Origin of the sequence: Campylobacter sp. JMF_08 NE1 (genome assembly GCF_027737875.1) — a bacterium.
Taxonomy (GTDB): Bacteria; Campylobacterota; Campylobacteria; order Campylobacterales; family Campylobacteraceae; genus Campylobacter_B.
Map to the genome: position 1 here is coordinate 19,332 of NZ_JAOVUC010000001.1, position 12,664 is coordinate 31,995.

General features: G+C 41.6%; 12 protein-coding genes. 10 read left to right on the forward strand and 2 right to left on the reverse strand.

The features are described from left to right. Position 1: 1 nt before the first annotated feature. Positions 2-1,183, reverse strand: coding sequence for a bifunctional phosphopantothenoylcysteine decarboxylase/phosphopantothenate--cysteine ligase CoaBC (coaBC, locus tag OFN91_RS00115; protein ID WP_270859075.1), 1,182 nt, complete (start codon positions 1,181-1,183; stop codon positions 2-4). Further along, positions 1,176-2,477: a bifunctional UDP-N-acetylglucosamine diphosphorylase/glucosamine-1-phosphate N-acetyltransferase GlmU gene (gene glmU, locus OFN91_RS00120; protein ID WP_270872830.1), complete on the reverse strand. Its 1,302-nt coding sequence runs from the start codon at positions 2,475-2,477 to the stop codon at positions 1,176-1,178. The genes coaBC and glmU overlap by 8 nt, the downstream gene beginning before the upstream one ends. 166 nt (positions 2,478-2,643) lie before the next feature. On the opposite strand from glmU, the gene OFN91_RS00125 reads away from it, so the two are divergent. The 10 genes from OFN91_RS00125 to mnmE all read left to right on the forward strand — a co-directional run bounded on the left by OFN91_RS00125 (position 2,644) and on the right by mnmE (position 12,648). Further along, positions 2,644-3,501 carry an EamA family transporter gene (locus OFN91_RS00125; RefSeq protein WP_270872831.1) on the forward strand — a complete coding sequence of 286 codons (858 nt, stop codon included), beginning with the start codon at positions 2,644-2,646 and terminating at the stop codon, positions 3,499-3,501. Between the two features lie 130 nt (positions 3,502-3,631). Then, positions 3,632-4,816 (forward strand): efflux RND transporter periplasmic adaptor subunit, encoded by a 1,185-nt coding sequence (locus tag OFN91_RS00130; protein WP_270872832.1) that lies wholly within the window; start codon positions 3,632-3,634, stop codon positions 4,814-4,816. A gap of 16 nt (positions 4,817-4,832) precedes the next feature. Continuing rightward, positions 4,833-6,761, forward strand: a complete 1,929-nt coding sequence (locus OFN91_RS00135) for a MacB family efflux pump subunit (RefSeq protein WP_270872833.1) — start codon at positions 4,833-4,835, stop codon at positions 6,759-6,761. Between the two features lie 2 nt (positions 6,762-6,763). After that, positions 6,764-8,122, forward strand: a complete 1,359-nt coding sequence (locus OFN91_RS00140) for a TolC family protein (RefSeq protein WP_270872834.1) — start codon at positions 6,764-6,766, stop codon at positions 8,120-8,122. Between the two features lie 101 nt (positions 8,123-8,223). Further along, positions 8,224-8,358 (forward strand): 50S ribosomal protein L34, encoded by a 135-nt coding sequence (gene rpmH, locus OFN91_RS00145; RefSeq protein WP_270859069.1) that lies wholly within the window; start codon positions 8,224-8,226, stop codon positions 8,356-8,358. A gap of 14 nt (positions 8,359-8,372) precedes the next feature. Beyond that, a complete protein-coding gene (gene rnpA, locus OFN91_RS00150; protein ID WP_270859218.1) occupies positions 8,373-8,678 on the forward strand; it encodes a ribonuclease P protein component in 306 nt (101 codons plus the stop codon). Further along, complete coding sequence (yidD, locus tag OFN91_RS00155) at positions 8,675-9,004, forward strand: membrane protein insertion efficiency factor YidD (protein ID WP_270859068.1); 330 nt, start codon at positions 8,675-8,677, stop codon at positions 9,002-9,004. Before rnpA ends, yidD begins: the two co-directional genes overlap by 4 nt. Positions 9,005-9,006: 2 nt before the next feature. Then, the gene (gene yidC, locus OFN91_RS00160; protein ID WP_442868042.1) at positions 9,007-10,590 is read left to right on the forward strand and encodes a membrane protein insertase YidC; all 1,584 of its coding nucleotides are present in this window, start codon (positions 9,007-9,009) and stop codon (positions 10,588-10,590) included. Continuing rightward, positions 10,580-11,317 (forward strand): Jag N-terminal domain-containing protein, encoded by a 738-nt coding sequence (locus OFN91_RS00165; protein WP_270872835.1) that lies wholly within the window; start codon positions 10,580-10,582, stop codon positions 11,315-11,317. The genes yidC and OFN91_RS00165 overlap by 11 nt, the downstream gene beginning before the upstream one ends. Next, a complete protein-coding gene (gene mnmE, locus OFN91_RS00170; protein WP_270872836.1) occupies positions 11,317-12,648 on the forward strand; it encodes a tRNA uridine-5-carboxymethylaminomethyl(34) synthesis GTPase MnmE in 1,332 nt (443 codons plus the stop codon). Before OFN91_RS00165 ends, mnmE begins: the two co-directional genes overlap by 1 nt. The last annotated feature ends 16 nt before the right edge of the window (positions 12,649-12,664 follow it).

Here is a 12,664-nt window from a genome sequence, read left to right on the forward strand (position 1 = left end):
TTTAGATTTTTTTAAGCTCGTTTGCTAGTTTTAGCGCGATTTCATCTTTGCTCGCAGTGTCTAGCTCGGTAATAAAATCGTTTGTCAAAAGCGTGATTCTCGTGACATCGCCACCTAGTTTTACCACATCATCTAGCGTATTTAGGCACACTGCGTCGAGATTTTTCTCATCTAGCATGCGTTTTGCTTCATTTAGTGCAGTCTCTTTGTCAGTTTCGAGCTTGAAGCCGATTTTTTTGATATTTGCATGCACTGAGCTTAGGATATCATCGGTCTTGCCAAGGCGCAGGTTCCATACATCGCCGATTTCTGTCTTTTTGACCTTGCCTTTGTAGCGGACTTTTGGAGTGTAGTCGCTAACAGCTGCTGCCATTATTAGGTATGAGCCATCAGGGAATTTTGTGCTATCAAGGGCTGATTTTAGGCCGATTGTGCTCTCAAAAATCGTAAGTTTGTAAGGTAAATTTGGATAATCCACGCTCGAAATCAGCGTTACATTTGCGCCTAGATAATAAAATGCGTCCGCGATTGCCTTTGAGGTTTTTCCGCTAGAAAAATTTGTAATTCCGCGGATATTGTCGATTTTCTCGGTTGTTGGACCGCCTGTGATGACGACATTTTTACCTTCCCAAAATTTATCCTTATGGATTGCGCGTTTTACGGTTTGAAGTATCGCCTCTGTGGTGGCTAGGCCGCCTTTGCCCTTTTCGCCACAAGCTAGCATTTTTTCGATAGGCTCGACAAACAAGGCTTTGACATTGCTTTTTAAAATTTCAATGCAGTTTTGGGTTATGTTGTTTTCAAGTAGCGCAGGATTGGCTGCTGGTGCGATTACGACCTTGGCTTTGGCGAAGGCTGCGTTTATGGTTTGTAAAAATACATTATCACAAACTCCCCAAGCAAGCTTGTTTATCGTATTTGCCGTAGCAGGAGCGATTAAGACTAAATCTACTTTTGAGTAGTTTATGTGATTTACCCCTTTTTGCCAGTCTTCGTTGCCACTGCATAACACAGGGTGATCGCACAAAGCCTCGAAAGCCTTGTAGCTCACAAACTCGCTCGCACCCTCGCTAAGTGCGACATAAACATCGAAATTCGCCTTTTTAAGCGCAGAGAGAATTTCAAACGCTTTATAAAAACTAATGCTTCCACAAACTGCTAGTAAAATTTTCTTCTTACTCATTGTTGCTCCTAAAAAATTTATAGAAAAATTCAGCTTTGTTTGTTTGTTTTGATCTAGCTATCGCTAGTGCGCCGTTTGGGACATCTGAAACGATAGTTGAGCCCGCTGCTATGATGACATCATCGCCTATTTTAACTGGGGCTACGAACTGCGTATCGGAGCCTACGAAGACATTTTTTCCGATTATGGTTTTGTATTTTTTCTTGCCATCATAATTGCATGTAATCGTGCCGCAGCCGATATTTGTGCCGCTACTAATCTCGCAATCTCCAAGATAGCTTAAATGACCTGCTTTGATATTATTAACTTTCGCGTTTTTTAGCTCGACGAAATTTCCGATATGAGTGCCCACAATCTCGCATTTTGGGCGTATGTGCGCCATAGGGCCAAGGTCAGAATTTTTGATAAGTGAGCTTTCGACTACGCTTGAACTTTTGATTATAGAGTTTTCGATCACGCACTCGCCGATAATGCTGACATTTTCTTGCAATTCACACTCGCCGATAAATTTCGCCCTGCAATCGATATAAATCGTGCTAGGAAGGCGCATTAGCACGCCAGCTTTCATCAAGCGCTCTTTTATGCGATTTTGCATAATTTCCTCAGCCACGCTTAGCGCAAATTTATCATTTATGCCCATGAAATTTTGCTCATCAACCCACACAGCAGAGCATTTTAAGCCCATATCCTTGGCGATTTTTATGCTATCTGTGAGGTAATACTCTTTTTGGGCGTTGTTTGGTGTGATTTGAGGCAGTATTTTTTCTAGCACCTTTGTGTCGAAGCAGTAGCACCCAGCATTTGCGTCGCAAACTAGCTTTTCTTCTTCGCTAGCGTCCTTTTGCTCGACGATTTTTAAAATTTCGCCGTCTTTTGTGATAACTCTGCCATATCCAAATGGATCTTTTGCGCGAAATACGCTCAGGGCGACATCTGCGTCGCTACTGCAAAGCGAGCGCAAATCCGCGCTGTCGATTAGTGGCATATCGCCACACACGATTAGAGTTTTTTGGCTATCAAATTTGATATCTTTTAGCGCGCCTGCGGTGCCCGGGAAGTTTTCGTGGTCTTGTTTGTAAATTTTGGTGTTTGGATACTCGCTCAAAACTGCCTCTTTGACACGATCAAATTGATAGTGCAAAATCACGCTCACATCATCGCTAATCTCATACGCGCGCTCTAAAACATGGCTTAACATCGACTTTCCGCAAAGCTCAAATAGGACTTTTGGGCGGTCTGATTTCATACGCGTGCCAAAACCAGCGGCTAGAATTACTACTGAAATTTCACTCATAATTTTCCTAAAAAATAAAAATTTAGGGATTTTATCACAGCTAAGATTAATAAAAGATTACTTTTGCGCGCCGAAAATTTAAAATTTGCCATTAATAAAATTTGTAATATAAATTTAATCTCAAATTTTATAAAATCGCTAAATTTTTAAAATTTTGGGGCAAATTTTGACAAAACTTATCATCGTTACATTTATTTGGGCGTTTAGCTTTTCGCTAATTGGCGAGTTTTTGCGCGGGATTGATAGTGCGTATTTGGCGCTTTCGCGCGTGGCTTTGGCGTTTGTGTGCTTTGTGCCGTTTATGAAAATTAGGGGTGTAAATTTGCGCCTAGCAGGGCAAATTTGCGCGATTGGCGCAGTGCAAATCGGCATAATGTATATTTTTTATTACAAAAGTTTTGCATATCTCAAAGTCTATGAAGTGGCGCTTTTTACGATATTTACGCCGTTTTATGTAACGCTGATATATGACGCGTTTGCTAGGCGTTTTCGCTCGCTTTATCTGCTTAGCGTCTCATTTGCGGTTTTGGGGGCGTTTGTGATTAAATTTAATGGTATAAATTCTGAGTTTTTAACCGGATTTTTGCTGATTCAAGGGGCGAATTTGTGCTTTGGCGCAGGTCAGAGCGCGTATAAATACCTCTGCGAAAGCAAGGGCCTTGGCGAGCAAAAAGAGCTTTTTGGCTATTTTTTCCTAGGCGCGGTGATTGCTTGCGCGCTTGTGGCGGCGCTTTTTGGAAACGCGGCGAAATTTAATCCAAACGCAGAGCAGGTCGCAATCATAATTTTTATGGGCGTAGTAAGCTCCGCGCTTTGCTATTTTTTGTGGAACAAAGGCGCTTGCGAAGTCGATGCTGGCGTGCTTGCGATTATGAATAACGCTCTAATCCCAGCTGCAATTATCGTAAATTTAGCCCTTTGGCACAAGGACGCCGAGCTTGGCAAATTTCTAATCGGTAGCGTGATAATCGCATTTTCACTAATCCTACACAAAAAAATAATGAAATTTTACGCAAAAGCCTAAAATTGGTTAGTTTTGATTAGCTTTTGTAAAATTTAGAGATAGAATTTGTAATTAAAATTTCGCAAAATTTCATTAGGTTTAAATTTGTTCGCTAAAATTGCGGATTTGAATTTAAAAAAAGTTGGAGAAGATGAAAAAAATAGTCAAAATTTTAGTTATTTTAGCCCTGATTTTGGGCGGATATTTCGCGTATAAAAAATTTGGCGCAAAAGATGAAGCCCCAAAAATCCTAACCACAAAAATGCAAAAAGGCAATATCCGTGGCACCGTGACAGCTACTGGCGAGGTTTATGCGCAAGAGTTAGTCGATGTGGGTGCGCAAGTAGGCGGTCAGATCAAAAAGCTCTATGTCAAAGTCGGCGATGTGGTCAAGGCTGGCGATATGATAGCCCAAATCGACTCAGTTACCCAAGAAAACAATATCGCCAAGGAAAAGGCGCAGTTAAATATCTATGAGGCAAATTTGGTTTCAGCCAAAATAGCTAGTGATAACGCCCAGATTCAATACAACCGCGAGCTTAAACTCTACAAAGCAAACGCGACCTCGAAAGAAGCCCTAGAAAACGCCAAAAACAATCTCGCTGCAAAAGAGGCAGCCAAAAAACAGATCGAAGCGCAAATCGAGCAGACCAAACTCTCTTTAAGCACGGCTGAGACAAATTTAGGCTACACCAAAATCACAGCCCCTACTAGCGGGACAATCGTATCTGTTCCAGTCGAAGAGGGAAAGACGGTCAATGCCAACCAAACCACGCCAACTATCGCAAAAATCGCGGATTTAAGCAAAATGGAGATAAAAATGGAAGTCGCCGAGGGCGATATTTCTAAAATCAGCGTCGGCACGCCGGTAGAATATTATATTCTCTCAAATCTCAACGATGTGCGCCAAGCCCATGTCTCTCACATAGACCCGGGTCTTACTACGCTAAGTGACGGCAGCTACGACAAGGCTAGCACGAGCGCGAGCTCATCAAAAAGCGCTGTTTATTTTTATGTCAAATCCTTAATCGACAATAGAGATAATTACCTAAAAATCGGCATGACGACAGAGTGCGAAATCATCGTAAATCACGCAGAAGACACAAACTATCTGCCAACTTCTGTGATTAAACGCGATGAAAATGGGGATTATGTCATGGTAAAAAGGGCTTTTGGCTCAGAGAAAACCTATATCAAAAAGGGTATTAGCGATGATTTAAATACCGAAATTTTGGGTGGTTTGAGCGATGATGATGAGATTATCATCGCAGATGGTTCAAACGCCAATCAAATCGGCGATGGCAGAGGCGGACGCGCTCCTAGAATGAGATTTTAAAATTTAAAATTTAGCCATGATAAAGTTAGAAAATATAAACAAAAAATTCAAACTCGGCGACGATGAGGTTCATATTCTAAAAGATATAAATTTGCATATAAAAGCCGGCGAATTCGTATCAATCATCGGTCAAAGCGGTAGTGGAAAATCCACGCTGATGAATATCATCGGCTGTATCGATACACCAACTAGTGGAAGCTATAAAATCGATGATAAAGAGGTTGCTAAGCTTAGTTCAGATGAGCTTGCAAGCCTTAGAAGCAAGAAATTTGGCTTTGTTTTTCAAAAATACAATCTCATCGCCTCAATCGACGCTACCGAAAATGTCGCCCTACCAGCCGTGTATGCAGGCGTGCCATCTCATGCTAGGATTAAGCGCGCAATAGAGCTTTTAGAAGGTTTAGAGCTAGGCGATCGCACGAAAAATTTGCCAAACAAACTCTCAGGCGGACAGCAGCAGCGCGTCTCTATTGCAAGGGCTCTCATAAATGGTGGCGAGATAATCCTAGCCGATGAGCCAACAGGCGCGCTTGATAGCAAATCTGGCGTCATGGTAATGGAGATTTTAAAAAAACTCCACGAAGAAGGTCATACTATCATCGTCGTAACCCACGATAGCAATGTCGCCTCAATCGCTGATAGGATTGTCGAGATCAAAGACGGCCAAATTTTAAGCGATAATGTCAAAATGGGGCGCACTTTTGATTTGCATAAAGAAAAGTTAGAAAAAGAAAGCTCGCTTTTTTCTGCCAAAGATCAATTTATAGAGAGCTTTAAAATGTCGGTGAGCGCAATATTTTCGCATAAGTTGCGCTCGATTTTGACAATGCTTGGAATTATAATCGGAATTGCCTCTGTTATCTGCGTCGTTGCCCTAGGAAACGGCTCAGAAGAGAGGATTTTATCAAATATCCGCTCGATTGGCACGAATACCATTAGCGTCTATCCGGGGCGAAATTTCGGCGATATTAGAGCAGGCGGGATAAATACCCTGACCAAAAATGACTCCCTAGCATTAGCGCACCAGCCTTATGTGGATTATTCTACGCCAAACTCACGCACGAGTGGAACGCTAACTTACGCTAGTATGAGTGCGACGGGGCAGGTTTTTGGTGGTGATGTAAATTCGCTCGCAGTCAGCGGAATAGATGTGGTAGAGGGGCGAAATTTCAACGAAGATGATATAAAATATTCAAATTCTGTCATCATCATCGATCAAAACACCAAAAAAACGCTATTTAAAGGTGTGGAACCACTTGGAAATACGATTTTATTCAACGGCAGGGCTTTACGCATAATCGGCATAGCTGGCGAGGATAAAAACGCCTTTGGCAGTAGCGAGAGTTTGCGCGTGTATGCGCCATATACGACCGTGATTGATAAAATTTCAGGCGATAGGCAGATTAGCTCAATCACGGTCAAAATCAAAGACGATGTCAGCACCGCAATGGCTGAGGAGAGTATCACACAGCTACTAATTCAGCGCCACGGCACGAGGGATTTTCATACGCGAAATTCAGATACGATTAAGCAAACGATAGAGAGCACGACAGGCACGATGAAAATTTTAATCGGCTCAATCGCCTTTATTTCGCTAATCGTGGGCGGAATCGGCGTAATGAATATCATGCTAGTCTCAGTTACCGAGCGCACCAGAGAGATCGGAATCCGCATGGCAATCGGTGCCAAAGAGGGAAATATTTTGCAACAATTCCTAATCGAGGCGATTTTGCTATGCTGGTTCGGCGGAATTTTGGGAATTTTGTTTGCGCTTCTTATTGGATTTGGCTTTAACACCCTAAGTCCTGATTTTTCTATGAAATTTACCATTGCGCCGATAATCGTATCCTTTGTGGCTTCATCTGCTATCGGGATAATTTTCGGGTATTTGCCAGCAAGAAGTGCAAGCAAACTAAACCCAATCGACGCATTAGCACAGGAGTAGAGATGAAATTTAATATATTTGTAAGCGCAGTTTTTGTGGCGTTTTTTGGCGGGTGTGCCGCGATAAATAGCAACCTTGATTACGAAGTGCAAGATAGCTTTATAGACGAAAACGAAACCTATGAAATCGCGCAGGATTGGTATAAGGGATACAATCAGCCATATTTAAATGCCCTTGTTGATGAGGCTTTGGCGAAAAACTACGATTTGCGCGCAGCAGCGTTAAATTTAGAGCGCGCGTATGCGAATTTAGGCCTTAGCAAAGAGGATTTATTCCCTACGCTTGGGGCTTCGTGGGGAGCGGGTGCGAGCCGCGATATCAGCAGAAGCGATGAGTGGAGCAAGACTTATAGCTCTGGCTTTAATGTCAGCTATGAGCTAGATCTTTTCGGGCGGATTCGCTCGAACATAAATGCAAGCGAGTGGGACGCGAGTGCGAGTGTGTTTGACTTACAAAACGCCCGTTTGACGCTGATAAATTCGGTCGTGAGCGGGTATTTTGAGATGCTTTATCTAAATGACGCTCTAAAATGGACGAAGCAAAATTTAAAAGATTACGCGCAAATTGAGCAGATTGTCAAGGCAAAATATGATTATGGCAGATCCGAGCTTATCGAATACAAGCAGGTGCAAAACAGCATTTTGAATCTGAAAAACCGCGTTTTGGAAATCGAGAAAAATATCGAGGATAACCGCAAATTTATGCGCGATTTAATCTCGCCTGATTTGCAGTTTCGCGCAGATTTGCCAAGCATTGAGAGCGTGAAATTTCTAGGTGCAGACCTTAGTGTGCCTTACACTGCTTTGCATAATCGCCCAGACATTAGAGCTGCGATTTCTAGGCTAAATGCGGCGTTTTATGACCACAGACGCGCAAGGCTAAATTTCTTCCCGCGCGTAAATTTGGGCGCAGGGTTAAATTCGGCAAATACAGATAAATTTAGCGATGGATTTGATTTGAAATTTTTAAGCGGAAATGTCAGCATTAGCCTGCCGTTTTTGGACTATGGACGGCTAAAATCGCAGTTAAGGATAGCTGAGGTGGATTTTTACGCTTACCGAAATTCTTACGAAAAAACCCTAAGCGGCGCAGTAAATGAGACGCTAAATTTGTATAGAATTTACGAAATCAACCGCGCAAGGCTTGCAAATTTAGCCGATACTTACAAAACAGCCAGCGAAATCGAGCGAATTTACCGCGTCAAATACGACGCAGGTGCTAGCGAACTAAAAGATTTTTTGGAGGCTAGATCGAGTGCGATTTCGGCGCGAATAAATCTACTTGCGCAAAGATATGCGAGTATGCAAAATGAAATTTCAATCTACCGCGCTATGGCTGGTAAATTTCGCCAAAAATTTTAAATTTTAAAATTTGTTTAGCATTGAAAAATTTAGTTTTTCAATGCTTTTTAAGTAAAATTTTTGTAGAATCCACACCTTAAATTTTTTAAAAAAGGAAGAATATGAAAAGAACATATCAACCACACAACACCCCTAGAAAGCGCACACACGGCTTTCGTGTAAGAATGAAAACAAAAAATGGACGCAAAGTTATCAACGCAAGACGCGCCAAAGGTAGAGCAAGATTGGCTGCGTAGGTAGTTTCGCTCCGATAAGCGAAAATCAGGTTTTTTCAGAAGTTTATAAAAGTGCTGCGAAATGGCACTGTGATTGCGCTGTCGTGTATTTTATGGACGGCGAGCGCAGGTTTAGTGCGATAGCTAGTAAAAAGATTGGAAATGCGGTTAAGCGAAATCGCACCAAACGCCTGCTAAGAGCGGCGTTTTATAATCAGCAAAATTTATTAAAAGATGGCACTTTTATCATTATCGCAAAAAAACAGATTGAAAACATGAGTTTTAAAGAGATAGAGCGAAGTTTGCGTTGGGCTTTTAAAAAGATAGGTTCGATAAAATGAGAAATTTTTGTGTTTTTTTGATTAAATTTTACAGAGCCTTTATTTCACCTCTTTTACCTGCGAGTTGTCGCTACTATCCCACATGCTCTACTTATGCGCTCTATCAGTTTAAATTTAACCACCCCTTACACGCATTTTTTGCTACATTAATTAGAATTTTAAAGTGCAACCCTTTTTTCAAGGGCGGAATAGATCACCCTATCATCAAGCATAATTTTAAATTTAATTTTTTTTGGGCATGCAAAAACAGTGCTTTGGGCGTAAAACCAAAAATTTGGTTTATACCATATTCAAAAAATCAGTATTATATAATATTTAGGAGATAATCGTGTTAGATCAAATATCCCAACAAAAACGCCTAGGACTAGCTATTTTGCTAGCTTTTTTGTTTTTTGTGGCATACGACCATTTTTATATGTCAAAAGTCAGAGCTGCTATGGAGGCGAACAAAACAGCCACTGCCGCGCAAAGTGCGCAAAGCGTGGCAAAACAAGCCCCAACTAGCGCAAGTGCTAGCATAACTCCGAGCGCAAGCGCAGGTGCGAGCGCGCAAAATCAGTTAGTCAAAATCGTCGGCAAAGAGGCGAATTTTACGATTGATAATTTCGGTCGCATTAGCTCATACACACTAAATGATAAAAAATTTACAAAAGAGGGCGAACCGATAAATTTAATCAGCAAAGATGGCGATTCAAAACCGCTTGAAATCAGATTCGAAGACGCTAATTTAAACGAGCTAGCATTTTCTACTCCATACACTGCCTCTGCTGATAGATTAGATATCACAAACGGCGCGGCTAGCGTGGTTTTGACACAAAATTTAGGCGATTTTGTCGTTAGTAAAAATTTGAAATTTAACCCAAATGGAAGTTACGAAATCGATATCAAATTTAACCGCCCGACTTCGTATTTTATCACACCTGGCTCTCGCCCTGATGTCGAGGTAGATGGATACACAATCCACGGTATCACAGTGGGCAAAAGCGACGATACAGTCGAGATTTTCGAAGACGGCGATGTGAGCGAAAACGAACGCGTCGAAAACGCCGTGTTTGTGGCTAGCTCAGATAGATACTACACAAGCCTATTTTTTGGCGAAAATTTAAACACCACGATTACTAGCGCAAACGATATTTCGCAAGCCTTCATTAGAGCAAACGGCGATTTTAAGAGCATTGGCTATATCGGACCGAAGGATTATGTAACCCTAAAAGAGGTAGATCCAAAGCTAACTAATGTCATCGAGTATGGCTGGTTCACCTTCATCGCAAGGCCTATGTTTAAATTTTTGCGCTGGATTTATAGCCATGTAGGCAACTGGGGCTGGGCGATTATGATACTTACGCTAATTATTCGCGCAGCACTCTTTCCGCTTAGCTACAAGGGTATGTTATCAATGAATAAACTAAAAGATTTAGCCCCAAAAATGAAGGAGTTGCAAGAAAAATACAAAGGCGATCCGCAAAAATTGCAAATGCACATGATGGAGCTATATCGCAAAAACGGCGCGAACCCAATGGGCGGATGTTTGCCGATACTACTTCAAATTCCGGTATTTTTCGCGATTTATCGCGTGCTTTTAAATGCAATCGAGCTAAAAGGCGCTGAGTGGGCTATGTGGATACACGATCTATCGCTAAAAGATCCATATTATATCTTGCCGATTTTGATGACAGCACTTATGTTTTTACAGCAAAAAATCACGCCTACTTCATTTACAGACCCAATGCAAGAGAAGGTAATGAAATTCTTGCCACTAATGTTTGGTGTGTTTTTCCTAATGTTCCCAGCAGGTCTTACGCTGTATTGGACGGTGAATAATATGTGTTCGATAGTGCAACAATATGTCATAAACAAAATCTTTGCTCGCCAAAAGCAAGCCCAAATTTCGGAGAAAAAACATGAAAATTGAAGCGATAAATTTAACGCAAGCTTATCAAAAAGCAGCAGATGAGTTTGGGTGTTCGATTACCGAGCTAAATATCAGGGTAATTCAACAGCCAAGTAGCGGATTTTTGGGCTTTTTTAAGAAAAACGCCATTATCGAGGTTGTCAAAAAGGGCGAGAAATTTCCACAAAGCGAAAATTTAAGCCAAAAACCAAATGATGAGAAAAAACCGCAAAATTCGCAAAAAACTAGAAGCGCAAATTCGCACAAAGTCCGCAAAGAAAAGCCAAAAGCTACCATAAATGATGAAATTTGCAAAGATATCGAGCAAAAAATCACAAATTTGATCGCGCAAAGTGGATTTAATCTTAGTGTTTGCGAGGTTAAAATTCACGATGAAAACAGCGTCTATATCAAAATCGACGGCGATGATAGCGCGCTACTAATTGGCAAGGAAGGTCACAGATACAAGGCGTTTTCGTATATGATTTATAACTGGATTAGTATGAAATACAACCTCTCTGTCGTTTTCGAAGTGGCTGAATTTTTGCAAAACCAAAGCAAACACATTGATTCGTATATTGGCGCGTTAAGGGCGAATGCAAACGGCTCAAAAATCGTAACCAAGCCATTTGACGGGGCTTTCGTCAAAATCGCTAGCGATAAGATTAAAGAAAGCTTCCCAGATCGCACGATCGGTATCAAATCCACTCGTAACGGTAAAATCATCATAATCGACGAAAAAAATTAATGAATCAAACAATCGCTGCTATCGCCACCGCTCACGGAGTCGGCGGAATATCAATCGTGCGCATAAGCGGGGCAGGTGCCCTGCAAATCGCGCGCGAAATTTCGCATAAAAATGACTTCTCGCCACGCCACACCACACTGGCGAATTTATACGGCGCAGACGGGGTGAAATTTGGCGAGGCGATTTTTATATATTTCAAAGCCCCGCATAGCTTCACTGGCGAAGATGTCGTGGAGATCCAAACACACGGCGGACTCATTAGCTCGTCTATGGCGCTTGATAGCGTGGTTTCGCTAGGAGCGCGTATCGCTGAGCCTGGGGAGTTTAGCAAAAGGGCGTTTTTAAACGGCAAAATGGATTTAAGCAAGGCCGAGGCGATTAGCGATTTGATACTTTCTCGCTCAGAAAGTGCGGCTAAAATTTTATCTCGTAACCTGCACGGCGAGCTTGAAGGCTTTGTAAATGATCTGCGCGCTAAGCTTGTTAAAACTCTTGCTTTTGCCGAGGTTTGCATAGATTACGCCGAAGAGGATTTACCACGCGATGTGCTTGAAAATTCGCTAAAAATGCTAAATGAAAACATAGAAAATTTAGAAAAAATCACCCAGATTAGCAAGAGCAGAAAAGGGTTAATTGAGGGCTTTAAGGTCGCAATCGTAGGCAAACCAAATGTGGGCAAAAGTAGTATTTTAAACGCGCTTTTAAACTACGAGCGCGCAATCGTCAGCGATGAGGCTGGCACGACTAGGGATAGAATCGAAGAGAGCCTTAAAATCGGCACTCACCTAATCCGTATCATTGATACAGCAGGCATTAGGCATGGCGAGAGCAAAACCGAAAATATCGGCATTTCATACTCAATCAAGGCGATTGATGAGGCTGATATTATCCTGGCTGTGTTTGATAGCTCTGCGAAATTTGAGAACGAAGATGAAAAAATCGTCCAAATTTTGGAGCAAAAAAGCGATAAAAAAATATTTTATATCTTAAATAAATCTGATTTAGCGCAAAATTTTGCATATAATTTTGCGCAAAAACCGCTTAAAATTTCAGCCAAAAACGGCGTCGATGAGATTTTAAAAGAGCTTGAAATTTACCTAAATTCGCAGAATTTCGACGGACTTATGCTAAGCAACACTCGCCAAATCAATGCTTGCCAAAACGCGCTAAACGCCCTAAAAAGCGCGCGCGAAAAGCTAAACGAGGCTGAGCTTGAAATTTTTGCTTACGAAATGAATCGCGCCATAGAGCAGATTTCATCGATTTCTAGGCCCTTTGAGAGGGATGAAATTTTAGATGAAATGTTTGGGAATTTTTGCCTAGGAAAGTGATTTTATATCTTATTTA

Bases quoted from the DNA above. Each gene is read 5' to 3' on its own strand.
- OFN91_RS00130 (WP_270872832.1), top strand. From the start codon at position 3,632: ATGAAAAAAATAGTCAAAATTTTAGTTATTTTAGCCCTGATTTTGGGC.
- mnmE (WP_270872836.1), top strand. From the start codon at position 11,317: ATGAATCAAACAATCGCTGCTATCGCCACCGCTCACGGAGTCGGCGGA.
- glmU (WP_270872830.1), bottom strand. From the start codon at position 2,477: ATGAGTGAAATTTCAGTAGTAATTCTAGCCGCTGGTTTTGGCACGCGT.
- yidD (WP_270859068.1), top strand. From the start codon at position 8,675: ATGAGAAATTTTTGTGTTTTTTTGATTAAATTTTACAGAGCCTTTATT.
- OFN91_RS00165 (WP_270872835.1), top strand. From the start codon at position 10,580: ATGAAAATTGAAGCGATAAATTTAACGCAAGCTTATCAAAAAGCAGCA.
- rpmH (WP_270859069.1), top strand. From the start codon at position 8,224: ATGAAAAGAACATATCAACCACACAACACCCCTAGAAAGCGCACACAC.
- OFN91_RS00140 (WP_270872834.1), top strand. From the start codon at position 6,764: ATGAAATTTAATATATTTGTAAGCGCAGTTTTTGTGGCGTTTTTTGGC.
- coaBC (WP_270859075.1), bottom strand. From the start codon at position 1,183: ATGAGTAAGAAGAAAATTTTACTAGCAGTTTGTGGAAGCATTAGTTTT.
- OFN91_RS00135 (WP_270872833.1), top strand. From the start codon at position 4,833: ATGATAAAGTTAGAAAATATAAACAAAAAATTCAAACTCGGCGACGAT.